The 19,949-nt window shown below is 63.3% G+C and carries 25 protein-coding genes; 15 read left to right on the forward strand and 10 right to left on the reverse strand.

Annotated elements, in window-relative coordinates; all coding sequences use genetic code 11:
* From fmt to truA, 3 genes are read left to right on the forward strand one after another with little or no spacing between them, the layout of a single operon-like run.
* Positions 1–951, forward strand: a complete 951-nt coding sequence (gene fmt, locus X726_RS140290; RefSeq protein ID WP_023673214.1) for a methionyl-tRNA formyltransferase — start codon at positions 1–3, stop codon at positions 949–951.
* Positions 948–1,454: an N-acetyltransferase gene (locus X726_RS140285; protein ID WP_023673215.1), complete on the forward strand. Its 507-nt coding sequence runs from the start codon at positions 948–950 to the stop codon at positions 1,452–1,454. Before fmt ends, X726_RS140285 begins: the two co-directional genes overlap by 4 nt.
* A gap of 11 nt (positions 1,455–1,465) precedes the next feature.
* Complete coding sequence (gene truA, locus X726_RS140280) at positions 1,466–2,221, forward strand: tRNA pseudouridine(38-40) synthase TruA (protein WP_023673216.1); 756 nt, start codon at positions 1,466–1,468, stop codon at positions 2,219–2,221.
* Here the strand turns inward: truA and X726_RS140275 are convergent.
* On the reverse strand, positions 2,218–2,823 hold the full coding sequence (locus X726_RS140275; protein ID WP_023673217.1) for a hypothetical protein: 606 nt from the start codon (positions 2,821–2,823) through the stop codon (positions 2,218–2,220). The two genes, truA and X726_RS140275, sit on opposite strands and share 4 nt — an antisense overlap.
* 2 nt (positions 2,824–2,825) lie before the next feature.
* Positions 2,826–4,016, reverse strand: a complete 1,191-nt coding sequence (gene dapE / locus X726_RS140270; RefSeq protein ID WP_023673218.1) for a succinyl-diaminopimelate desuccinylase — start codon at positions 4,014–4,016, stop codon at positions 2,826–2,828.
* Positions 4,017–4,131: 115 nt separating this feature from the next.
* Here dapE and X726_RS140265 point away from each other — a divergent pair, with 115 nt between their 5' ends.
* A complete protein-coding gene (locus X726_RS140265; RefSeq protein ID WP_023673219.1) occupies positions 4,132–5,229 on the forward strand; it encodes a 2-dehydropantoate 2-reductase in 1,098 nt (365 codons plus the stop codon).
* Here the strand turns inward: X726_RS140265 and X726_RS140260 are convergent.
* From X726_RS140260 to dapD, 3 genes are read right to left on the reverse strand one after another with little or no spacing between them, the layout of a single operon-like run.
* Positions 5,135–5,905 (reverse strand): hypothetical protein, encoded by a 771-nt coding sequence (locus X726_RS140260; RefSeq protein WP_023673220.1) that lies wholly within the window; start codon positions 5,903–5,905, stop codon positions 5,135–5,137. The genes X726_RS140265 and X726_RS140260 overlap by 95 nt on opposite strands.
* Positions 5,906–5,926: 21 nt before the next feature.
* Positions 5,927–6,331 (reverse strand): DUF805 domain-containing protein, encoded by a 405-nt coding sequence (locus tag X726_RS140255; protein WP_081725464.1) that lies wholly within the window; start codon positions 6,329–6,331, stop codon positions 5,927–5,929.
* A complete protein-coding gene (gene dapD, locus X726_RS140250; protein ID WP_023673222.1) occupies positions 6,328–7,182 on the reverse strand; it encodes a 2,3,4,5-tetrahydropyridine-2,6-dicarboxylate N-succinyltransferase in 855 nt (284 codons plus the stop codon). Before dapD ends, X726_RS140255 begins: the two co-directional genes overlap by 4 nt.
* A 148-nt stretch (positions 7,183–7,330) precedes the next feature.
* Here dapD and X726_RS140245 point away from each other — a divergent pair, with 148 nt between their 5' ends.
* On the forward strand, positions 7,331–8,176 hold the full coding sequence (locus X726_RS140245) for an LOG family protein (protein WP_023681343.1): 846 nt from the start codon (positions 7,331–7,333) through the stop codon (positions 8,174–8,176).
* Positions 8,177–8,264: 88 nt separating this feature from the next.
* Here X726_RS140245 and X726_RS140240 read toward each other — a convergent pair whose 3' ends face one another.
* The gene (locus X726_RS140240; RefSeq protein WP_023673224.1) at positions 8,265–8,984 is read right to left on the reverse strand and encodes a pyrimidine 5'-nucleotidase; all 720 of its coding nucleotides are present in this window, start codon (positions 8,982–8,984) and stop codon (positions 8,265–8,267) included.
* 175 nt (positions 8,985–9,159) lie between these two features.
* On the opposite strand from X726_RS140240, the gene X726_RS140235 reads away from it, so the two are divergent.
* The 3 genes from X726_RS140235 to X726_RS140230 all read left to right on the forward strand — a co-directional run bounded on the left by X726_RS140235 (position 9,160) and on the right by X726_RS140230 (position 11,705).
* On the forward strand, positions 9,160–9,921 hold the full coding sequence (locus tag X726_RS140235) for a GGDEF domain-containing protein (protein ID WP_023673225.1): 762 nt from the start codon (positions 9,160–9,162) through the stop codon (positions 9,919–9,921).
* Between the two features lie 177 nt (positions 9,922–10,098).
* Positions 10,099–10,269, forward strand: coding sequence for a hypothetical protein (locus X726_RS1000000170845; RefSeq protein WP_023673226.1), 171 nt, complete (start codon positions 10,099–10,101; stop codon positions 10,267–10,269).
* Positions 10,266–11,705: a GMC family oxidoreductase gene (locus X726_RS140230; protein ID WP_023673227.1), complete on the forward strand. Its 1,440-nt coding sequence runs from the start codon at positions 10,266–10,268 to the stop codon at positions 11,703–11,705. Before X726_RS1000000170845 ends, X726_RS140230 begins: the two co-directional genes overlap by 4 nt.
* A 197-nt stretch (positions 11,706–11,902) precedes the next feature.
* Here the strand turns inward: X726_RS140230 and phhA are convergent, their stop codons facing one another.
* Entirely contained in the window at positions 11,903–12,739 is an 837-nt protein-coding gene (gene phhA, locus X726_RS140225; protein WP_023673228.1) for a phenylalanine 4-monooxygenase, read from the reverse strand.
* Between the two features lie 139 nt (positions 12,740–12,878).
* On the opposite strand from phhA, the gene X726_RS140220 reads away from it, so the two are divergent.
* The 3 genes from X726_RS140220 (at position 12,879) to X726_RS140210 (ending at position 15,521) form a co-directional block, all read left to right on the forward strand.
* Complete coding sequence (locus X726_RS140220) at positions 12,879–13,355, forward strand: Lrp/AsnC family transcriptional regulator (RefSeq protein ID WP_023687465.1); 477 nt, start codon at positions 12,879–12,881, stop codon at positions 13,353–13,355.
* 111 nt (positions 13,356–13,466) lie between these two features.
* Positions 13,467–15,014 (forward strand): magnesium-protoporphyrin IX monomethyl ester anaerobic oxidative cyclase, encoded by a 1,548-nt coding sequence (gene bchE / locus X726_RS140215; protein WP_023673230.1) that lies wholly within the window; start codon positions 13,467–13,469, stop codon positions 15,012–15,014.
* 108 nt (positions 15,015–15,122) lie between these two features.
* The gene (locus X726_RS140210; protein ID WP_023673231.1) at positions 15,123–15,521 is read left to right on the forward strand and encodes a RidA family protein; all 399 of its coding nucleotides are present in this window, start codon (positions 15,123–15,125) and stop codon (positions 15,519–15,521) included.
* Between the two features lie 42 nt (positions 15,522–15,563).
* Here the strand turns inward: X726_RS140210 and argB are convergent, their stop codons facing one another.
* The 3 genes from argB to X726_RS1000000172065 form a co-directional block, all read right to left on the reverse strand.
* Positions 15,564–16,457 (reverse strand): acetylglutamate kinase, encoded by an 894-nt coding sequence (gene argB / locus X726_RS140205; protein WP_013528489.1) that lies wholly within the window; start codon positions 16,455–16,457, stop codon positions 15,564–15,566.
* 77 nt (positions 16,458–16,534) lie between these two features.
* Positions 16,535–16,732: a hypothetical protein gene (locus X726_RS1000000172060; protein WP_023673232.1), complete on the reverse strand. Its 198-nt coding sequence runs from the start codon at positions 16,730–16,732 to the stop codon at positions 16,535–16,537.
* Entirely contained in the window at positions 16,732–16,980 is a 249-nt protein-coding gene (locus tag X726_RS1000000172065) for a hypothetical protein (protein WP_023673233.1), read from the reverse strand. Before X726_RS1000000172065 ends, X726_RS1000000172060 begins: the two co-directional genes overlap by 1 nt.
* Before the next feature lie 147 nt (positions 16,981–17,127).
* Between X726_RS1000000172065 and X726_RS140190 the strand changes: the two genes are divergently transcribed.
* From X726_RS140190 to msrB, 4 genes are all read left to right on the forward strand, one after another.
* A complete protein-coding gene (locus X726_RS140190; RefSeq protein WP_023673234.1) occupies positions 17,128–17,667 on the forward strand; it encodes a sigma-70 family RNA polymerase sigma factor in 540 nt (179 codons plus the stop codon).
* The gene (locus X726_RS140185) at positions 17,664–18,386 is read left to right on the forward strand and encodes an anti-sigma factor (protein WP_023673235.1); all 723 of its coding nucleotides are present in this window, start codon (positions 17,664–17,666) and stop codon (positions 18,384–18,386) included. Before X726_RS140190 ends, X726_RS140185 begins: the two co-directional genes overlap by 4 nt.
* A 223-nt stretch (positions 18,387–18,609) precedes the next feature.
* Entirely contained in the window at positions 18,610–19,161 is a 552-nt protein-coding gene (locus tag X726_RS140180) for a fasciclin domain-containing protein (protein ID WP_031215509.1), read from the forward strand.
* 211 nt (positions 19,162–19,372) lie between these two features.
* On the forward strand, positions 19,373–19,867 hold the full coding sequence (gene msrB, locus X726_RS140175; RefSeq protein WP_031215510.1) for a peptide-methionine (R)-S-oxide reductase MsrB: 495 nt from the start codon (positions 19,373–19,375) through the stop codon (positions 19,865–19,867).
* The last annotated feature ends 82 nt before the right edge of the window (positions 19,868–19,949 follow it).

The following is a 19,949-nucleotide window of genomic DNA, read 5'->3' on the forward strand; positions in this document are numbered from 1 at the left end:
ATGCCGCTTCGCGTCATCTTCATAGGCACGCCAGAGTTTTCGGTGCCGGTGCTGCGCGCGATTGCCGAGGCCGAGCACGAGATAGCAGCCGCCTACACCCAGCCGCCGCGCGCCGCCGGCCGCCGCGGTCTGGAGCTCACACCGTCGCCGGTGCAGCGCGAGGCTGAGCGGCTGGGCATCGAAGTGCGCACGCCGCTGTCGCTGAAGGGCGAGGGCGAGCAAGCTGCTTTCCATGCGTTGCGTGCCGATGTCGCAGTCGTCGTCGCGTATGGTTTGCTGTTGCCGAAGGCTATTCTGGAGGCTCCGCGCCTCGGCTGCCTCAATGGCCACGCCTCGCTTTTGCCGCGTTGGCGTGGTGCAGCTCCCATCCAGCGAGCCATTATGGCCGGCGACGTCGAAACCGGCATGATGGTGATGCGCATGGAAGAGGGCCTGGACACCGGTCCGGTGGCACTGGTTGAAAAATGCGCCATAGAGCCCGACATGACGGCCGGCGATCTGCACGACCGCTTGATGAATATTGCTGCCACGCTGATGGTGGAAGCCTTGTCCCAATTGGAGACAAATACCCTGGCATCGACTTTGCAGGCGGCTGACGGGGTGACCTACGCCAGGAAAATCGATAAGTCGGAGACACGTGTGGACTGGACGCGCCCGGCTGCGGAGGTCCACAATCACATTCGCGGCCTGTCGCCATTTCCCGGCGCCTGGTGCGAGGCCGACATCGGCGGCCGCACGGAACGGCTGAAACTGCTTCGCTCGACGCTTTTGGAAGGCACGCTTTCTGAAAGCATGGGCGAGTCGGGAGGAATTCTCGATGACCGGCTGACGGTCGCCTGCGGGTCGGGCGCGGTCAGGCTGGTCGAAGTTCAACGGGCGGGCGGAAAGCCCGCTGCCGCGCAGGAGTTTCTGCGCGGGGCCAAGATCGAAAAAGGAATGAAGTTCTCATGAGCATGATGTCGATACGCGGCGCGACGCCGCGGGACCGCGAGGCCATACGCCTGGTCGAGGAACACGCATTCGGCCAGCAGGCGGAGGCCGGGCTGGTCGACGCTCTGGTCACCGGCGGCGACGCCGTTGTCGAACTGGTGGCGGAAGAAGACGGCCAGGTGGTCGGCCACATCCTGTTTTCCAGGCTGTTCGTCCAGAACGGCGGCAAGCAGTTCGCAGCCGTGGCGCTGGCGCCGTTGGCGGTGGAACCTTCGTTCCACGGCTCGGGCATTGGCGGTGCGCTGATCCGCGAAGCGCATATCCGCCTCAGGGATGGCGGCGAGACGCTCGCCGTTGTGTTGGGCGATCCGGCCTATTACGGCCGCTTCGGCTACAGCCATGCGCGCGCCGAAAAGTTCGAGAGCGAATATCAGGGCGAAGCGCTGCAGGCGCTGGCCTGGGGTGACGCACCCGAAAAAGGCAAACTGGTCTACGCCCAGGCCTTTACCGCACTCGCCGCCTGAACGAAGGGTGTATGCCGCGTTTTCGTCTCGATATCGAATATGACGGCAGCCTTTTCGCCGGCTGGCAACACCAGGCGGATCAGCCTTCGGTGCAGCAGGCGATAGAGCAGGCGATCGAGAAATTCTGCGGTGAGGCGGTGCGGATACGCGCCGCCGGCCGCACCGACGCCGGGGTGCATGCGACCGCCCAGGTGGCGCATGTCGACCTCGCCAAGGCATGGCCAAACGACAAGGTGCGCGACGCCGTCAACGCGCACCTGCAGGCGGCAGGCGCGCGCATCGCCATCCTGCAGGCGACGGTTGTCCCCAATGAGTTCGACGCCCGTTTCTCGGCCACCGGGCGGCACTATCTCTACCGCATCCTCAACCGGCGCGCGCCTGCAGCGATGGAAAAGGGCAAGGTCTGGTGGGTGCCGAAGCGGCTCGATGCGAACGCCATGCACGAAGCGGCGAAAGTCCTGCTCGGCCGACATGACTTTACCACCTTCCGCTCGACGCAATGCCAGGCCAACAGTCCGGTGCGGACGCTGGAGCGGCTCGATGTAAGCCGCCAGGGCGACCTGATCGAAGTCAGGGCCTCGGCGCGCTCTTTCCTGCACAACCAAGTGCGCTCCATGGTCGGTTCGCTGAAACGCGTCGGCGACGGCGGCTGGACCGGCGCCGACCTCAAGGCAGCGCTCGCGGCGCAAGACCGCGCCGCCTGCGGCCAGGTGGCGCCGCCCGACGGGCTTTTTCTCGTCGGTGTAGACTATCCGGAAAAGTTCTAAGCCGGAGCGGCGGTCGGCACAGTGATGCCGAGCAGCGCCACCAGGCCGAACAAGACGGCCAGAGACACCACCAACATGCCTGCGAACACGGCGCTGCCGACAGCCGCGCCCTTGCCGATCGCGGCGTTGGTCATCCGCCAGGAGAGTACCAGCGACAGCACCACCAGAACCAGCCACACCAATTCGGCAACCGGGTTGCCAGACGGCAGGAAAAGCCTGATCAGCGCTGAAGGCAGCAGCATCCAGGCAGTGATCGCCGACGCCCAGTTGCTGGCGACGACATAGTGGACGAAGCGGTCGCCGATGCCGGCGCGCGATGCGACCAGGGCAAGCACAACCAGGGGCAGCAGCCACGAGCCGAGGTCGACGGTCGCCAGGCGAATCAACATGCCCAGCCGGCCGGCGAACGCATTGGGATCGCCGATCTCGTTGGCCGTGCCGACCCAGCCGACGATCATCGCCGGCGCGGCGACGACGATGGCGAAGAAGGAATTCCAGAAGCCGTCCGCCGAAAGGTCGAGCAGCCGCAAGCCGTCGGCCTTTCCGAGCATCAGCCGCCAGGCGCCGTTAAGCGATGAAGAGGTCTCGTCAACCGAAAGCATGATCAGCCCTGCTCGAACCAGTCATCGATGAAGCGCTGGTAGATTTGGGTCAGCGTCTCGAGGTCGGCCAGTGCGACGCGCTCGTCGACCATGTGCATGGTCTTGCCGACGAGGCCGAACTCGACCACCGGGCAATAGTCCTTGATGAAACGCGCATCCGAGGTTCCGCCCGAGGTGGACAGCGCCGGCTCCTTGCCGACTGTCGCCTTGATCGACCCGCGCAGCGTCTCGATCAGCTTGTCGTCGCGCGTCAGGAAGACATGGCTCGGCCGGTCGCGCCAGATCAGCTCGTAGTCGACCGGCGTCTTGCCGGTCCGGTATTTCTTGCGCTTCGCCGCCTGGTCGAGGCGGTTATGGATCTCGGCCTGCACCGTCTCGGCAGTCCATGTGTCGTTGAAGCGGATGTTGAAGGTGGCTGTCGCCTTGGCCGGAATAACATTGGTCGCCGGGTTGCCGACATCGATCGAGGTCACTTCCAGATTGGTCGGCTGAAAATCCTTCGTGCCCTTGTCGAAGACGGGCGACAGCAAGGCGTCGACCAGGCTGATCAGGCCGCGCACCGGATTGTCGGCGAGCAATGGATAGGCGACATGGCCCTGGCGGCCGTTGACCGTGACACTGCCCGACATCGAGCCACGCCGGCCGATCTTGATCATGTCGCCGAGCGTGTCCGGATTGGTCGGCTCGCCAACGATCGCGGCGTCCCATCTCTCGCCCCTGGCCGCCGCCCAGTCGAGCAGTTTTGTCGTCCCGTTGATCGCCGGCCCCTCCTCGTCGCCGGTAATCAGCAGCGAGACCGAGCCTTTCGGACCACCCTTTTTCTCGACATGGCGCGCCACGGCGGCGATGAAACAGGCGATGCCGCCCTTCATGTCGACGGCGCCGCGGCCATACATCTCGCCCTTGGCGATCTCGGCGGCGAAGGGCGGATGCGTCCACGACGCCTCGTCGCCCGCCGGCACCACGTCGGTATGGCCGGCAAACATCAGATGCGGCCCATTGCCGGAGCGACGCGCGTAGAGGTTCTCGATGTCGGGGGTGCCGTCTTCGGAAAACACCGGGCGTTCGACGGAAAAGCCGAGCGGCTTCAGCATGCCTTCCAGGGCAGCCAGCGCGCCGCCCTCGGCGGGCGTTACGGAGGCGCAGCGTATGAGGGTCGCGAGGTTGGCGGCGGGATCGGTCGGCAGTTTCATGGGCAAAGCGATAGTCGAAAGCGAAAGGCCTGTCACGGCCAGAGATGATGACCGGTCCTGCCGCCGACATTATGGTTTTCCTGTCGTATAGTGCAGGCCAACACGAGATAATCGCATGGCCAACGCCGAAAAGACCATCGTCATTGCCGGCGCCGGCAGCATAGGCTGCTATGTCGGCGGCTGCCTGGCGCTGGCCGGACGCAAGGTGGTGTTTTTGGCGCGGCCAAGCATCGCGACGGTCTTGCTGGACGGCGGCCTGCGCATCACCGATCTCGATAATCGCGACCGATCCATCCGGCCGGAGTCCGTCACCACTGATCCCGCCGCTGCCCTGGCCAGTGCCGACGTGGTGCTGGTGACGGTCAAGAACGGCGCTACCGAGGAGATGGCGTCGCTTGTTGCCGGACATGCGCGCGGCGAAGTCGTGGTGGTCAGCCTCCAGAACGGCGTCGGCAATGCCGACCGGTTACGCGCCGGGCTCGGTGGACGGACTGTGCTCGCCGGCATGGTGCCGTTCAATGTCGTCCAGTCGGCCATAGGCAATTTGCCGCTTCACGTGCATCGCGCCAGCAACGGCAAGGTCATGATCGAAGATGGCGTGACCGGCCTTGCCGGCCTTCTCGATGTCGAAGGGCTTGGCGTGGAAACCCATCCCGACATGAAAGCCGTTCAGTGGGGCAAGCTGCTGATCAACCTCAACAACGCGCTTGTCGCCTTGTCCGGCCTGCCGCTGGCGAGCGAACTTGCCGACCGCCGCTGGCGGCGGATCCTGGCCGGTCAGATCGACGAGGCCTTGGCGGCGATGAAGGCGTTACATATCGCGCCGGCGCGGATCGGCGGCTTGCGTCCCGGCCTGCTGCCGAAGCTGCTCCGGCTGCCGGACTGGCTGTTCCGGCTGGTCGCCCGCCGCATGCTCGCCATCGACCCGCAGGCGCGCTCGTCGATGTGGGACGACCTCCAGCGCGGTCGGCCGACCGAGATCGGTGACCTGCAGGGGGCCGTCCTGAGCCTCGCCGACAAGGANTCTGACGCCGGAAGCCGTCACTGGATAGTCTACTTGCCGCGAGCCTCGGGCCTTGGCCCGCATAGCCCGAAAACAGGCGCGTGGGCCCGCCGCGTCACAGCTTTGGTGCGCGCCTCGGAGCCGGCGCTTTGCTCGCCGGGCCTGGCGCCGGCACGGGCTGCGCCGCCGGGTGGTTCTCGATCAGCGTGATCTTCTGCCAGATCTTGCGCGACAGGTTGGACGCCAGGTTCTCGACGTCGTTGACGCCGTCGATGACCACATCGTCATTGACGGACTGCGCAAACAGCGCCGCGATCTTGCCGGTGATCGACAGCATTTCCGAGCAATAGTCGAGGTAGCGCGCCAGGTCGGCGGCATTGGTGATGCGAGCCGGCGAATGCGCGGTCGGCCTGAAATTGGCGGACAATGCTGCCGGATCCTTGGTCAGCTGGTGCATGTCGATGACATGGATCAGCGATCTCAACCCATGCAGCTGGCGAAACACCCGCTTGCGCTTGATGCGCTCCTCGGTGCGGATCAGCGCCAGCAGGCCGAGCACGGCAAGGATCATCATGTTGATCGTGGCTTCGATGCCTTGCACCGACTGCACCGCATCATCGGCCTGCGAGATATGGATGAGCGGCAGGATGGTGCCGACGAACAGGAAGATCAGCGCGCCGGCGGCAACAGCGGCGACGATGGCGCCGCGCAGCCACCAGATCGGCGCTTCCAGCGCCTGCGCCGCCTTGGCCAGGTCGCGCGACAGCGACACCAGTTCGGCGGCGACGCCGCGCAGGCCGGCATCGGGAAAACGCTCGGCGACGCGCTCTTCCAGCCGCTCGGCGGTGTCGATGATCAGTTTCGGATCAAGCGTGCGGTAGCGCATGGCGAGATATCCGGTCGGCGCTCATGGTTCAGCCGGCGCGTTGCTGCGTTTGCCGTAGCGGTTCGGACCGGGGTCACCGCGGAAACACGCTAGAACGATGAGAAGAATGGGGCCGATGATAAGAGAGATCAACGCGTAATAAGTCGGCTTGCCGAAATCATGAAACCGCTTTGCGGTTACCGCAAAGCTCGACCATGTCGAGATCAGCAAAACGACCCAGAACACAAGTGCCCAGTTCTGGCTGGTTGCGGTGCCGGGTTCCAGTCTCGACAACTGGTAGAGCGGGAAAAACTGTGCAAGCACCAGCAGCAGCCCGGCGAGCACGTAGGCACTTGGGCTGACGCGCCCTGAGAGGCTGAAGAAAAGCCAGGGAAGTGGTGGTGTGTTGGGCAATCTGGAGCGCTCTGGTTGCTCGGACAGGATCAATCACGCAGCAGTTCGTTGATCGAGGTTTTCGACCGGGTCTTGGCATCGACGCGCTTGACGATGACGGCGCAGTAGAGGCCAGGGCCCGGCTCGTTGTTCGGAAAGGCCTTGCCCGGCATCGAGCCGGCGACGACGACCGAATTCGGCGGCACCTCGCCATAAAACACTTCGCCGGTGGCGCGGTCGACGATCTTGGTCGACTGGCCGATGAACACACCCATTCCGAGCACCGAGCCTTCGCGCACGATGCAGCCCTCGACCACTTCGGAGCGCGCGCCGATGAAGCAATTGTCCTCGATGATGGTCGGGCCGGCCTGCATCGGCTCCAGCACCCCGCCGATGCCTACGCCGCCCGAGAGGTGCACATTCTTGCCGATCTGGGCGCAGGAGCCGACCGAGGCCCAGGTGTCGACCATGGTGCCGCTATCGACATAGGCGCCGACATTGACGAAGGACGGCATCAGCACCGCGCCCGGCGCGACATAGGCCGAGCGGCGCACGATCGAAGACGGCACGGCGCGGAAGCCTGCCTTCTCGAAATCGACCGCGCTCCAGCCGTCGAACTTCGACGCCACCTTGTCCCACCAGACCGCCTGGCCGGGGCCGCCCTTGATGATCTCCATCGGATAGAGCCGGAACGAGAGCAGCACCGCCTTCTTCAGCCATTGGTTGACATGCCATTTGCCATCGGCCTGGCGCTCGGCAACGCGCACGGTGCCACGGTCGAGCAGGTCGAGTGAGGACTGGATGGCGTCGCGCGTTTCGCCCCGGGTCGCGGTCGAAATCGTGTCGCGCTCCTCGAAGGCCTTCTCGATCGTCTTTTCGAGGCTGGCCAGATCAGGCTTCGACATGAATTCGCTCCGTTACCACGCTGTTAAGGCCGTCGGCCTTAACCTTGTTTTGAAAGTCGCGCGGACCCTATGTTAAGGCGTATTGGGGGTCAATCGCGCGTGCGCCATGGGACGGCGCAAGTGAACTGTTGGGACGGGTAGAAAGCATATGACTCCTATGGAAAAGGCGGGATGGACGCCGCTGCCGCATTCGGACGAGGATCTGGAGCGCTCGAAAAGCGTTCCCGACACGCCGCAGACGCGCGCCGAAACCTACCGGCTGGCCTGGAACGATCCCGACTTCATGACGCGCCGGGAATTGCGCGCTGTGCGCTTGCAGCTTGAGCTCTTGAAGCCCGAAATGATCCTGGCCGAGCGCGGCATCCGCTCGACGGTCATCCTGTTCGGCGGCGCGCGTATTCCCGAGCCCGGCGGCGAGGCCTGGGCCGCCAAGAACGAGACGCAGAAGAAAAACCTCGAGGAAAACAGCAAATACTACGAGGAGGCGCGCAAATTCGCCCGCCTCTGCTCACAGCAATCGGCCACGTCCTACTACCGCGAATTCGTCGTCGTCACCGGTGGCGGCCCAGGCGTGATGGAGGCGGGAAATCGCGGCGCCGACGATGTCGGCGCGCCGTCGATCGGCCTCAACATCGTCCTGCCACACGAGCAGGCGCCGAACGCCTATGTGACCCCGGAGCTGTGCTTCAACTTCCACTATTTCGCCATCCGCAAGATGCATTTCGTGATGCGCGCCAAGGCCGTCGCGGTGTTTCCGGGCGGCTTCGGCACCATGGACGAGTTCTTCGAGACGCTGACGCTGATCCAGACCGGCCGCATGGAACGCGTGCCGGTGATCCTGTTCGGCAAGGCGTTCTGGCAGCGCGCGATCGACCTCGATTTCCTGGCCGAACAAGGCACCATCACGCCCGGCGACCAGGATATCATCGACTTTGTCGACACCGCCGACGAGGCCTGGGGGATCATCAGCCGCTTCTACAAGTTGGGGGAGTAGGGGAACCGGGAATTGAGGAGCTGAAGAATTGAGGAAAAGGAGGTCCGGATCGGTCTTCCTTTCACCAGTTCTTCAATTCTTCAGCTCCTCAATTCCTCAATTCCTCCACCCCCTCCACTATCCCCGTCAGAAACGTCGCCAGATCGTCGGTGACGAAATCGACGTCGTCCTCATTGGCCGGATCGTGTTCCCAGATTTCAGCAAAGGTCGGCTCGAAATTGCGCGGCACCACCAGCACCGTGGTCATGCCCAGTGATTTCGGCACCTCGAGGTTGCGGGCGAGATCCTCGAACATCACCGCATTGTGTCCGGTGACGGCGTGCAGTTCGGCAAACTTCTCATAGGTCTGCCGCGACGGCTTCGGCGTCAGCCCGGCGGCGACGATATCGAAAATGTCGTCGAAATGGTCGAGTATGCCGAGCTGGCGCGCGGTGCGCTCGGCGTGCCTGCGGTCGCCATTGGTGAAGATGAACTTGCGGCCGGGCAGCTGGCGGATAGCGGTGCCCAGCACCGGATCCGGCACCAGCCACGAATAGTCGATATCATGCACCTTTTCGAGAAAGTCGTCGGGGTCGATGCCGTGACGCGTCATCAGCCCGTTCAGCGTCGTGCCATATTCGAGATAGAGTTCCTTCTGCAGCTTGCGCGCTTCCTCGCGCGGCAGCGTGAGCAGTTCTCCGACATAGGCCGTCATCTTGACGTCGATCTGCGAAAACAGATTCGAATGGTGCGGATAAAGCGTGTTGTCGAGGTCGAACACCCAGTCGGTGACATGGGCGAAGCGGGCGGGATCGGGCAGCGTGGTCATGGCGTCCTTATGGCATGAAATATCTGCCGTTCGAACCCCTTTCTGATGTAGAGCTTATCCACAACCTATGTGCATCTAGAGTTGTAAAAATGGGCTCACCATTCAAATTTTAGCCATCACGGAAAGGTGGCCTTCAGGGCTTGCTGGCACAGAGACGGTTCAGTGGGAGCCAGCGATGAGTCGCATAGTCTTAAAGTCCGCCGCGGTCGCATTCGGCTCGGTAGCCATCTCGCTTTTGCTGACGCTGATCATCGTTCCAGCCATGGGTTTTCCGGTCGACCGCACTGTCTGGCTGACATCGACGGTGTGCCCGCTGGCGCTCGCCTGGATCGCCTGCGCCAGCACCTTCTGGCAGAGCGACCGACTGAAAAACGCGCATCGCGATCTCGCCCGCGCGCATGCCCAGCTCGCCGCCGCGCATCGGCGCCTGTCGGCGAAGGCGAGCCGCGACGACATGACCGGCATGCTCAACCGCGAGAGCTTCTTTGCCGCGTTGGACGGCTCGCGGCGCAAATCCGATCGCGGCGCGCTGCTGATCATCGACGCCGACCATTTCAAGGCGATCAACGACAGTTTCGGCCATCTGACCGGCGATGACGCACTGGTGTTGATCGCCAGCGCCATCGAGCGCGGCGTCCGCAGCGGCGACGTGCTCGGCCGCATTGGCGGTGAGGAGTTCGGCGCCTTCCTGGTCGGCGCTACGGAAGCCGAAGCCCGGCGCGTGGCCGAGCGCATCCGCCGTGAAGTCGAGCTGGTCCGCTTTCGTCCGGTCGAAGAGCGCACGGTGCCGCTGACCGTCTCGATCGGCGGCATCACCTGTGCGCAAGATGCCGATGTCTCGGACCTGATGCGCGCCGCCGACCGCCGGCTCTACGAGGCCAAGCACCGCGGCCGCAATTTGTCGATCCTCGACCGGGACATTTCCGAAGCTGCCTAGGTGTTGGTGGTGGGGCTGTTAACGGTTCGCCAACATTGTTTCCACGCAACTGCGCCGTTTACCGGGTTGTAACTCGTTTACAGGCAAGGCTTGGCACGGGAATGGCATGTCTGGCCGGTACCTGTGCCGTTCAGGGAACGCCATGCGTGGATCGAAGCCCCCATCCAGAGACGTGTCATGAGTTTCTTCATCAGGAAAATGTCGCGTCGCACCATCGTGCAGGCGCTGATTGCGATGCCGGCGCTACAGCTTTTTCGCAAGCTGCCTGACAGCGACCGCCCCCCGGCCGATCCCGACGAGATCGTCGTGGTCAATGGCTGGATCCTGAAGCGGAGCGACCTGGCATGATCTTCGACAGCTATGAGGCGTTTCGAGCCTCGGATTTCAAGCCCAAGGTCTGCATTCTCGGCTCCGGGCCGGCCGGCACCACCATTGCCAGAAAGCTCGGCGCCGCCGGCATTCCGGTCGTGGTGCTGGAGGCCGGCGCACGCGAATTCAGCGACGAGTCGCAGGATTTCTACCGCGGCTCCACGGTCGGCGATCAATATTTCGATCTCGACATCACCCGGCTGCGCTTCATGGGCGGGTCGTCGAACCACTGGGCCGGCTGGTGCCGCGTGCTCGACAAGCAGGACTTTGAGCCCAAGGCATGGGCGCCGGACACCGGCTGGCCAATCGCCCGGACCGACATCGAGCCCTATCTGTCCGAGGTGCACGACATACTCGAGCTTCCCGACTTCAAGCCCGATGTGCCGATTTCAGACGAAATACGCTGGGTGCAGCTGATCAAGAGCCCGGCCGTGCGCTTTGGCGAGAAATTCTCCGACGAGCTCCACAAGAGCAAGAACATAGCGCTCGTCCTCAACACCTATGCCACCGAACTTGCCGGCGACGGCAAGCGAGTGACCGGCGCCAGGCTGTGGTCGAACGGCAAGGATGCCGGCGCTTTCAGCGCCGATTATTTCATCGTCTGCGCCGGCGGGCTGGAGAATTCGCGGCTGCTTCTATGGTCGAACCAGCGCTCGAATGGCGGCGTGGTGCCGAACGCCACGGCACTTGGCCGCTACTGGATGGAGCACCCGACCTTCGAGGGCGGCAATGCCATCCTGGCCGATTACAGCGAGTTCGAGGTCGATGCCGTCAACGAGGCGTTCTTCTCGCCGACGCTCGCCGCCATGGAGCGGCTGCAGATCATGAATTTCGGCATACGCCTGATCGAGACGCCCTATGCCGGCGTCAAGAGCCTGATTGCCGACCTTGCCTGCACCGCGCCCGAGGCCGCCGAATGGGCCGCCTACCAGCTCAGCCAGAACCTGCGCTGCGCCGCCCAGCTCTACGTCGCCTGGGAACAGGCGCCGCTGGCCTCGAACCATATCGAATTGTCGAAGACCGATGTCGACCGTGCCGGCGTGCCGCGCATCGAGCTGCACTGGAAGAAGTCGCCGTTGGAGCGCCGCACCATCCTCGAGGGGCTCAAGTTGTTCGGAACGACGCTGATCGAGAAGGACCTCGGCCGCGTCCGCATCATGGACTGGCTGACCAATGGCGAGGACTACCCGACGGATGAGGAACTGGCCGGCCACCACCACATGGGCGGCACGCGCATGGGCACCGATGTCGTCAAGAGCGTGGTCGACGCCAACTGCAAGGTGCACGGCATGGACAATCTCTATGTCGGTGGTTCCTCGGTATTCTGCACCTCTGGCGAATGCAATCCAACGACGACGATCACCGCACTTGCCTGCCGGCTAGGCGACCATCTGACCAAAGTAATCACGGTGTGACGAAGTCATCCCCCCGGTGTGACGAAGTCATCACCGTCTGATTGTCAAAAAAGCGAACGGCGCGACAGGATTGTTGCCGGCGCTACCCATGCCTTGGTGTCGAAACCCCCGGAAATCAGCGCCAACGAGATCTCCCTCCCCCTTGTGGGGAGGGATTAAGGGTGGGGGTAGGTGCCGCGCAAACCCTCCAGGATTTGCTAAACCGTTGCCGGATCGAGCGCCGGCTGCCCCTTGCGGCGGGCGACGATCGCCTTGAAATCGGCGGTCCGGAACGCATCGCGCAACACGTCGAAAGACGGCAGCACGAAATAGGCGCGCTGGAACTTGTCGATCTCGTAGCCGGTGCGCATCACCATTTCGAGGTCGAAGGGCACGTGGTGCGCGTCCGGGCTCGCGACGGCGAACTGCAATTCGGTGAACGACGACATCAGTCCGGCGCCGAAAGCTTTCCGCTTCTGGCCCTCCTCCTGTATCAGCCCGTATTCGGCGGTGTACCAGTAGAGCCGGGAGATCATCTCGTCACCGCCCAGCGCAATCACGCTCTCGGCCTTTTCGCCATACATCTGCATGAAGTCGGCAAACACCGGCTGTGTCAGGATGGGCACATGGCCGAAGAAGTCGTGGAACATGTCGGGTTCGACGATGTAGTCGAGCTCGTCCTTGGTGCGCAGCCAGTTGGTCACCGGAAAGCGCCGGTTGGCGAGATGGTCGAAGAAGGGCGCGGCCGGGATGAGGCCAGGCACGGCGACGATTTCCCAGCCGGTCAGCTTGCGCAGCTTGTCTGAGACCGCGCCGAAATCCGGGATCTTGTCGAGCAGGCCGAGTGCGGCGACGCCATCGAGATAGGAATGGTGCGCCAGCTTCTGCGTCAGCTTGGTCTGCCGGTCGCACAACGTGCGCCACACCGCCTGTTCGTCGGCGTTGTAGTTGTAGCCCTGCGCTACGGTGAAGTCGGAACGGCACACTGAATAGTCGCCACGCAGGCCTTGCGCCGCGCAATCACGGGCATATTCGGCAACGCTCATCGTCGTCATGGTTCTTCTCCCCTGATTGTGACACTTGAATCTGTCCCCCGAATCTAGCGGCAGCCGGCGAGGCAATTCAGCTTTGATGATGGCTTGGGTCCATGATTTGAGGTAAAAATCACCAAGCAGAAGCTGAAAGAGAGTGAAAATGCCTCAGTTCGACGATTTCGAGATCAAGATGCTGGACGTGCTTCAGCGCGATGGACGCAAGCCCGTGTCCGAACTGGCGCAGGAGATCGGCCTGTCGACGACGCCTTGCGCCCGCCGTTTCGAGGCGCTGCAGGAGGCCGGAATCATCAAGGGCTTTGCCGCCGTGCTCAACCGCCGCGCCGTCGGCCTGATGGTCGAGGTGTTCATCCAGGTGCGGCTCACCAGCCACAGCGACGGTTCGCCCGAAACCTTCATCGCCGCCGTGCAACGCATGGATGAAGTGTCGTCATGCTGGACGATGACCGGCGACCACGATTTCCTGCTGCACGTCATGGTGCCGTCGGTCGACGAACTCAACGCCTTCGTCATGCACCGCCTGATGCGTCTTGCCGGCGTGCGCGACGTTCACACCCAGCTGGTGCTGCAGAACATCAAGGGCCCGGGCCACGTGCCGCTCGCCCACCTCAGGCGGTAGGACACGCACCGCCATTTCTGCGGAAAAGCTGCACGCAAACTGCTGAACGGAGCCCAAATGCGAAACTGAAACGCCGGCTACGCCATGCGGACCGTCGCTCAAAGGTCCGTCATGAACATCGTGCTGATCAATCCGCCGCACACCGCCATCGGCAGCCGCGTGCCCGATGACCATCTGCCACCGCTCGGCCTGCTGGCACTGGGCGGCCCGCTTATCGAAGCCGGCCATAAAGTCCGGCTGGTCGATGCCGAATTCGGGCCGATGCCGTTGGAAACGCTGGTGCGCGATGCGCTCAGCGGCCAGCCCGATTGCATCCTGATCGGCCATTCCGGCTCGACCTCGGCGCATCCCACCGCGCTCGCGATCGCCCGCATGGTCAAGGCGCTCGAGCCGGCGACGCTGGTGATCTATGGCGGCGTGTTCCCGACCTATCACTGGCGCGACATACTGGCGGCGAGCGATGTCTTCGACTTCATCGTGCGCGGCGAGGGCGAGGCAACCATCCTTGCCCTGGTCGTGGCACTGGACAATCGCCGGCCACTGGCCGATGTCGCGGGCATCGCCTATCGCGACGATCTCGGCCGCCCCTTCGCGACGCGGCCGGCCGGGACCATTGCCGATCTGGACGAGTACCGCGTCGGCTGGGAGCTGATCGATCACCGCCGCTACAGCTATTGGGGCGGCAAGCGCGCCGTGGTCATGCAGTTTTCGCGGGGCTGCCCGCATCTGTGCAACTATTGTGGCCAACGCGGTTTCTGGACCCGCTGGCGGCATCGCGACCCCAAGAAATTTGCGCAGGAGATTGCCTGGCTGCACCGCCAGCACGGCGTCGAACTGATCAACCTCGCCGACGAAAACCCGACCGTGTCGAAGAAGGTTTGGCGCGCCTTTCTCGATGCGCTGATCGCCGAGAACGTGCCGGTGCTGATCGTCGGCTCGACCCGGGCCGATGACATCGTGCGCGATGCCGACATCCTGCACCTCTATCGCAAGGCCGGCGTCATCCGCTGGCTGCTCGGCATGGAAAACACCGACGAACAGACGCTTCAATTGATCCGCAAGGGCGGCAGCACCTCATCCGACCGCGAGGCAATCCGGCTGCTCCGCCAGCATGGCATACTGTCCATGGCGACCTGGGTGGCCGGGTTCGAGGATGAGACCTTTCGCGATCTGTGGCGCGGCTTTCGCCAGCTGCTTGCCTATGACCCCGACCAGATCCAGGCGCTCTATGTCACGCCGCACCGCTGGACGCCGTTCTTCCGCATCGCCAAGAACCGCAAGGTGATTCAGACGGATGCCCGGCTGTGGGACTACAAGCACCAGGTGCTGCAGATGACCCGGCTGAAACCGTGGATGCTGTTCTTCTCGATCAAGCTGATCGAGGTCGCGGTGCAGTCGCGGCCGAAGGCGCTGACGCGCATTCTCTTCCACCCCGATCCCGAACAGCGCCATTCGATGCGCTGGTACACGCAAATGGGCCGCCGCGTCTGGTTCCGCGAGGTCTGGGGTTTTCTGGCCCGCGACCGCCGCCTCAAGGATGGTCCGACGCTGGCTGAGTACTGGGGCGCGCCGCAGGATGCCGATGAGGAATCCATGGTCGTCATGCGCCCGCCGCTCAAGCCGGCCGAAGCGGCTGTCGCGATCTCGGCCGGCGCCTGACGGGCTCGCTGCCCTTCATACCTACCGTATGCGTATTGACATACGCAGCGTATGTACCCACCTCATGCATACGGGACGTATGTGAGTGCCCCGGACAATGGAGTGAAAATGACCAAACGTGACGCGATCTTTCCTGCCGGCCGGCAGGCTCTCTACGAGATCAATCGCTATTCTGCTGCAATCCGATCGGGCGATCTTTTGTTCGTCTCGGGCCAGGTCGGCAGCCGCGAGGACGGGTCGCCCGAACCTGTCTTCGAAAAGCAGGTCCAGCCTGCCTTCGATAATCTCGCGGCAGTGCTGAAAGCAGCGGGCGCCACGTTCGACGATATAGTCGACGTGACCACCTTCCACACCGATCCGGCAGCGCAATGGCCCGTGATCGATGCCGTTCGGCTGAAGGTGTTCGGTGAACCGCCCTACACCAATTGGACGGCGGTCGGCGTCGACTGGTTAGCCGGCTTCGACTTCGAGATAAAGGTCATCGCGCGCCTGCCCCAGCCTGCCTAACGGCTGGCCAGCCGATCGACTGGCCGCCAAGCCAGTAGCACCTCAGGGCACGATCAGCGTGCCGGCGCCGTGTTCGGTGAACAATTCCAGCAGCACCGCATGCGGCGTCTTGCCGTTGAGGATGACGACGCCTTCGACGCCGCGCTCGATCGCCTCGATGCAGGTCTCGACTTTGGGGATCATGCCGCCCGACACCGTGCCGTCCTTGATCAGCGCCTTGGCTTCGGCCACCGTCAGCTCGTCGATCAGCTTCTTGTTCTTGTCGAGCACGCCGGGCACGTCGGTCAGGAACAAAAGGCGCGTCGCCTGGCAGGCGCCGGCGATGGCGCCGGCGAAGGTGTCGGCATTGATGTTGTAGGTATGGCCATCGCGGCCGGGCGCCACCGGCGCCAGCACCGGGATCATTTCGGAGCGCGCCAGCAGGTCGAGCAGGGTGCGGTCGACTTCGACCGGTTCGCCGACGAAACCGAGATCGAGCACACGCTCGATGTTGGAATCCGGGTCGATCATGGTCTTGCGAGCCTTTTCGGCGAACACCATGTTGCCGTCCTTGCCGCACAGGCCGATCGCCCATTCGCCCTCGGCGTTGATCAGCGCGACGATCTCCTTGTTGATCGAACCGGCCAGCACCATCTCGACGATTTCGACCGTCTTCTGGTCGGTTACGCGCAGTCCGCCTTCGAACTTGGATTCGATGCCCATCTTGGCCAGCATGGCGCCGATCTGCGGCCCGCCGCCATGGACGACGATCGGGTTGACGCCGGACTGCTTCAGCAGCGCGATGTCACGGGCGAAAGCCTTGCCGAGCTCGATATCGCCCATGGCATGACCGCCATATTTCACCACCACCGTCTTGTGCTCGTAGCGCTGCATATAGGGCAGGGCCCGCGAGAGCAGGGCGGCCTGCATTTCGGCGGTGGCGGTGATCTCCGTCATCGGCATGGTTCCCTGGATGTGGGTAAGGACGGCGGCGTCTTAGCGGGAATTGGCCCAGGCCGCAAACAGCTTTGCTATCACGATGATGAAATCTGCCGGATCAGGCCGGCACCTTGAGCGGCGCCCGCCGCGTCAGCCACCCGGAAACCTTCTCCATCTGCGCGGCAAGCGACAAAAGCGTCCTGCTCGTCGCCGGGGCGGCCGACGGCCTGGATGCCAAGCGGCAGGCCATTCTGGATCGCCGGCCAGTGGGTGAACCACAGGCGCTTGTCCATCAATTGCCCAAACAGGGATCTGATCTCCAAGAGACGGTCAGATGCAATTTGTCGAGCAGGTTTTCGATGAGCTCGTCGGCCCCCTTCGGGTCCATCGCGCCGCAGGCAAGCGGCGGATGCGCAATGATCGGGTTGCCTCGGCGCGCGCGATCGCAGCATCGACAAGGTCCGGCGGCGAGATCTCGCCTCTGTGCACAGCCTGCCAAGTCGGTTGCATCGTTCTCCCACAGCATCTGTTCGGCCGACATTGCTGTTCCCCTTTCTGCGGGAGGCTAACGACAGCCGATTTCCTTGGCACCGACCGGCGATTACTGGCGATCGGGCGCGGACATCGTTTGCGTGGACAACAAGATTTCTGCCTTTGCAAATAAATCGTGATCGCTTAGCTTGTCCGTATGACGCCGCAGGATATCTCCACCCTGATTGTCCGGACCTCGATGAAGGATCGGACTGCGTTCGATCTGCTTTACCGGCAAACCAGTGCGAAACTTTTCGGCGTGTGCCTTCGTGTATTGAAGGATCGCGGAGATGCGGAAGAAGCGCTGCAAGAGGTCTTCGTCAAAGTGTGGACGAAGGCGGACCGTTTCGCTGTTTCCGATCTAAGCCCAATCTCCTGGCTGGTGGCCATAGCACGCAATCATGCGATTGATCGCATCCGGTCGCGACGCAAGCCCGCTGCCGATATCGATGCCGCGCTCGACGTGGCTGACCCCGGTCCGGGGCCAGAGGCTATGGTTGTTGCGGGCGGTGAATCCGAGCGCATCTATCAGTGCCTTGAAGAGTTGGAACAAGACCGGGCGCAAGCCGTTCGGGGTGCTTATTTGAACGGCGAAAGTTACGCCGAGCTCGCGGAACGTCACAAGGTTCCGCTCAACACGATGCGGACATGGCTGCGCCGCAGCCTGTTGAAACTTAGAGAATGTCTGGAAAGATGACCTTGGCAGAAGAAAATGGACCGGAACGTGGAGGCGACGACCTGCTCGCAGCCGAATACGTTCTCGGCGTGCTGCCGGCGGATGAGCGCCAGATAGCCTCCGGACGCATCGACGCGGAGACCGGCTTTGCCCGTCTCGTCGATTCCTGGGAAGTGAATCTCTCGCCGATGGCTGCCGCTTATGCTGAGGTAGAGCCGCCGGCCACCATCAAGCCGGCTATCGATCGCCGGCTGTTCTCCTCTACCGCGGCGTCGACGACGGCCCCGAGCGGCAGCCTGTGGTCCAGCCTTAGCTTCTGGCGCGGCCTCACCGCAGCGGCTCTCGCGGCCCTGGTGCTCTATGTCGCCGTGCCCTACGTCAGGTCGCCGGTCGTCGTGCCACAGGAGCGCCTCGTCGCCTCGCTGGCCGCCGAAGGCAGCGATGTCAAATACCTCGTCGTCTACGACGCATCCCGCCGCGATGTCGGCCTGTCGCTGGTTTCGGGCGAACGCGCCGCCGGCAAGGACTTCGAACTGTGGATGATCGAAGGCAAGAATGCGCCGGTCTCGATGGGCGTCATTCCCGCCGGCCAGGTCACGCACATTCCGGTTACCCCGGCAGTGCAGCAGAAGCTGGCGCAAGGCGCCGTGCTCGCCGTCAGCGTCGAGCCGACGGGCGGTTCGACGACCGGACAGCCGACCGGACCAGTCGTTGCCGCGGGCGACCTGAAGGGCATCTGATAGATCGTAAAACCATGACGTGATAATGAAGGCAGCGGAAGTAGATCTTCCGCTGTTTTCGTTTTGGATACGCTGCTGGAGATTAGAGATTCGATCTCCGGAGATAATTCGCCGACAGGATAAAGGTAAATTTTTCCCGTCGCGCGGAAACTCAAACAGTTCTATTCCGTATCTCCTCATGTTCCCGAAAGAGGAAACAATAACCCCGAGGAGTTCGAACACTATGCGTAGAATCGCCACCCTTTTGCTCGCCGGTACCATTGCCGTCTTCGCCACCGTCGCTTATGCAGAAAATCCGATGGTTGGCGGCGCCGCCATGTACGCCAACAAGAACATCGTCGAGAACGCCGTCAATTCGAAGGATCACACCACGCTGGTCGCCGCAGTCAAGGCTGCCGGCCTGGTCGAGACACTGCAGGGCGCCGGCCCGTTCACCGTCTTCGCGCCGACCAATGAGGCCTTCGCCGCGCTTCCGGCTGGCACGGTCGAGACGCTGCTCAAGCCCGAGAACAAGGACAAGCTCACCAAGATCCTGACCTGCCATGTCATCGGCGCCAAGGCGATGGGCGCCGATGTCGCCTCGATGGCCAAGGCCGATGGCGGCACCCACAAGGTCAAGACGGTCGGCGGCTGCGAGCTGTCGCTCAAGGCCGATGGCGGCAAGGTCACCGTAGCCGACGAGAACGGCAATGTCGCCAATGTCACGATCGCCGATGTCGAGCAGTCGAACGGCGTCATCCACGTCATCGACAAGGTCCTGCTGCCGAAGATGTAACAAAGCCCCTGCCGCCGACGAACAGGCGGTAAGCTCCTGCAGATTGCGCGGCCCCGCCCCCGTGGGCCGAGCAAACGACCGAGCGCTCCATCCCGTCCGCAACAAGCGCGGAGCCGGTGTGGAGCGTTCGTTTGCAGGACAACCGTCACCGGCTTTTGATTTTCCAGTGGCGGCCAAATTTGGCAAAACAACCCGCAGGAGGATTTCTGTCATGAACCGTCGAGATTTGCTTTTGAGCGGCGCCGCCATCGCTGCCGTGGCCGGCGCGGCGGCAACGTTGCGCATGGGCGGGCCCGCTAAGGCTGCCGAAACCTTCGAGGTCACCAAGACCGACGCCGAATGGCACGCCATCCTGTCCGACGAAGCCTTCAACGTGCTGCGCAAGGAAGGCACCGAGTATCCCGGCACCAGCCCGCTGCTGAACGAGCATCGCAAGGGCATTTTCGCCTGCGCCGGTTGCGACCTGCCGGTCTACCCCTCAGACACCAAGTTCGAGTCCGGCACCGGCTGGCCGAGCTTCTGGCAGGAGATTGCCAACGCCGTCGGCAAGACCGAGGACCGTTCGCTGGGCATGACCCGCACCGAGGTCCATTGCCGCCGCTGCGGCGGTCATCTCGGCCATGTCTTCGACGATGGCCCGGCGCCGACCGGCCTGCGCCACTGCATCAACGGTGTTGCGCTCAGCTTCAAGCCGGCCACTGCCTGATCGTTCGGCGTCTTTTAGCGGGGTGGGGGATTTGGAGCCGGTGTGACGACCGCCTCCTATCTCCTGAAATGGGGCGAAAACA

The organism is Mesorhizobium sp. LSJC285A00 (assembly GCF_000503155.1).
Taxonomy (GTDB): domain Bacteria; phylum Pseudomonadota; class Alphaproteobacteria; order Rhizobiales; family Rhizobiaceae; genus Mesorhizobium.

Excerpts from the sequence above, each read along its gene's own strand:
- fmt (WP_023673214.1), top strand. The coding sequence starts at position 1 with ATGCCGCTTCGCGTCATCTTCATAGGCACGCCAGAGTTTTCGGTGCCG.
- X726_RS140285 (WP_023673215.1), top strand. The coding sequence starts at position 948 with ATGAGCATGATGTCGATACGCGGCGCGACGCCGCGGGACCGCGAGGCC.
- truA (WP_023673216.1), top strand. The coding sequence starts at position 1,466 with ATGCCGCGTTTTCGTCTCGATATCGAATATGACGGCAGCCTTTTCGCC.
- X726_RS140275 (WP_023673217.1), bottom strand. The coding sequence starts at position 2,823 with ATGCTTTCGGTTGACGAGACCTCTTCATCGCTTAACGGCGCCTGGCGG.
- dapE (WP_023673218.1), bottom strand. The coding sequence starts at position 4,016 with ATGAAACTGCCGACCGATCCCGCCGCCAACCTCGCGACCCTCATACGC.
- X726_RS140260 (WP_023673220.1), bottom strand. The coding sequence starts at position 5,905 with ATGCGCTACCGCACGCTTGATCCGAAACTGATCATCGACACCGCCGAG.
- dapD (WP_023673222.1), bottom strand. The coding sequence starts at position 7,182 with ATGTCGAAGCCTGATCTGGCCAGCCTCGAAAAGACGATCGAGAAGGCC.
- X726_RS140245 (WP_023681343.1), top strand. The coding sequence starts at position 7,331 with ATGACTCCTATGGAAAAGGCGGGATGGACGCCGCTGCCGCATTCGGAC.
- X726_RS140240 (WP_023673224.1), bottom strand. The coding sequence starts at position 8,984 with ATGACCACGCTGCCCGATCCCGCCCGCTTCGCCCATGTCACCGACTGG.
- X726_RS140235 (WP_023673225.1), top strand. The coding sequence starts at position 9,160 with ATGAGTCGCATAGTCTTAAAGTCCGCCGCGGTCGCATTCGGCTCGGTA.
- X726_RS1000000170845 (WP_023673226.1), top strand. The coding sequence starts at position 10,099 with ATGAGTTTCTTCATCAGGAAAATGTCGCGTCGCACCATCGTGCAGGCG.
- X726_RS140230 (WP_023673227.1), top strand. The coding sequence starts at position 10,266 with ATGATCTTCGACAGCTATGAGGCGTTTCGAGCCTCGGATTTCAAGCCC.
- phhA (WP_023673228.1), bottom strand. The coding sequence starts at position 12,739 with ATGACGACGATGAGCGTTGCCGAATATGCCCGTGATTGCGCGGCGCAA.
- X726_RS140220 (WP_023687465.1), top strand. The coding sequence starts at position 12,879 with ATGCCTCAGTTCGACGATTTCGAGATCAAGATGCTGGACGTGCTTCAG.
- bchE (WP_023673230.1), top strand. The coding sequence starts at position 13,467 with ATGAACATCGTGCTGATCAATCCGCCGCACACCGCCATCGGCAGCCGC.
- X726_RS140210 (WP_023673231.1), top strand. The coding sequence starts at position 15,123 with ATGACCAAACGTGACGCGATCTTTCCTGCCGGCCGGCAGGCTCTCTAC.
- argB (WP_013528489.1), bottom strand. The coding sequence starts at position 16,457 with ATGACGGAGATCACCGCCACCGCCGAAATGCAGGCCGCCCTGCTCTCG.
- X726_RS1000000172060 (WP_023673232.1), bottom strand. The coding sequence starts at position 16,732 with ATGGACAAGCGCCTGTGGTTCACCCACTGGCCGGCGATCCAGAATGGC.
- X726_RS1000000172065 (WP_023673233.1), bottom strand. The coding sequence starts at position 16,980 with ATGTCGGCCGAACAGATGCTGTGGGAGAACGATGCAACCGACTTGGCA.
- X726_RS140190 (WP_023673234.1), top strand. The coding sequence starts at position 17,128 with ATGACGCCGCAGGATATCTCCACCCTGATTGTCCGGACCTCGATGAAG.
- X726_RS140185 (WP_023673235.1), top strand. The coding sequence starts at position 17,664 with ATGACCTTGGCAGAAGAAAATGGACCGGAACGTGGAGGCGACGACCTG.
- X726_RS140180 (WP_031215509.1), top strand. The coding sequence starts at position 18,610 with ATGCGTAGAATCGCCACCCTTTTGCTCGCCGGTACCATTGCCGTCTTC.
- msrB (WP_031215510.1), top strand. The coding sequence starts at position 19,373 with ATGAACCGTCGAGATTTGCTTTTGAGCGGCGCCGCCATCGCTGCCGTG.